At 70.4% G+C, this 1,053-nt stretch carries 1 protein-coding gene; it reads left to right on the top strand.

Annotated features, from left to right (window positions below; all coding sequences use genetic code 11):
- Positions 1-104 precede the first annotated feature (104 nt).
- On the top strand, positions 105-1,053 hold a 949-nt coding region (locus tag ACIBNA_RS45090; protein ID WP_399171303.1), incomplete at its 3' end, for an IS481 family transposase.

Below are 1,053 nucleotides of genomic sequence, written 5' to 3'. Positions count from 1 at the left end.
CGTTGGTGACGGGCGACACGCCTTGAGTGGTCCTTGAACGGGGTGAGGGCCCCTGGTTTCGGTGTGGATTGCGACACCTACGACCGGCATCCAGGAGGCCCTCGTTGTCCCACCGTAATGCCCCGCTGACTCCGACCGGCAGGCTGCGTCTGGCCCGGTGTGTCGTCGACGACGGCTGGCCGCTACGACGAGCGGCAGAACGCTTCCAGGTCAGCCACACCACCGCGGCCCGCTGGGCAGACCGCTACCGGCTGAACGGGACAGCGGGCATGCACGACCGCTCCAGCCGTCCCCACCACAGCCCTCGCCAGACTCCTGCCGCCATCGAGCGGCAGGTCGTCCGGCTACGGCGCGAGCACCGCATCGGCCCTGTCCGGCTGGCCGCCCGCACCGGCATCGCCGCCTCCACCGCCCACCGCATCCTCGTCCGGCGCGGCCTGCCCGTCCTCGCCGCCTGCGACCGGGCCACCGGCGAACCCGTCCGCCGTTACGAACGCGCCCGCCCCGGCGAACTGCTCCACATCGACGTCAAGAAACTCGGCCGCATCCCCGACGGCGGCGGCCACAAAGTCCTGGGCCGGGCCGACGGCCGCCGCAACAAGGCCGGCACCGGATACGCCTACCTGCACACCGCCCTGGACGACCACTCCCGCCTGGCCTACACCGAAGACCTGCCCGACGAGAAAGCAGCCACCTGCGCGGCGTTCCTGCGACGAGCAACCGCCTGGTTCGCCGCACGCGGCATCACCGTCGAACGGGTCCTGACCGACAACGCCTGGGCCTACACCAAGAACACCTGGCGCCAGACCTGCCGCGACCTGGGCATCAGCCCCCGCTTCACCCGGCCCTGGCGGCCCCAGACCAACGGCAAGGTCGAACGCTTCCACCGCACCCTGCTCGACGAATGGGCCTACCACCAGCCCTACACCTCAGACACCGAACGACAGGCCGCATTCCCCGACTGGCTGGACTGGTACAACTACCACCGACCCCACACCGGCATCGGCGGCCAAACCCCAGCCAGCCGCGTCACCAACCTGTCCGATCAGCACA

Origin of the sequence: Streptomyces sp. NPDC050164 (genome assembly GCF_044459945.1) — a bacterium.
Lineage (GTDB): Bacteria > Actinomycetota > Actinomycetes > Streptomycetales > Streptomycetaceae > Streptomyces > Streptomyces coeruleorubidus_A.
This window is presented reverse-complemented; position numbering and strand designations above follow the sequence as displayed.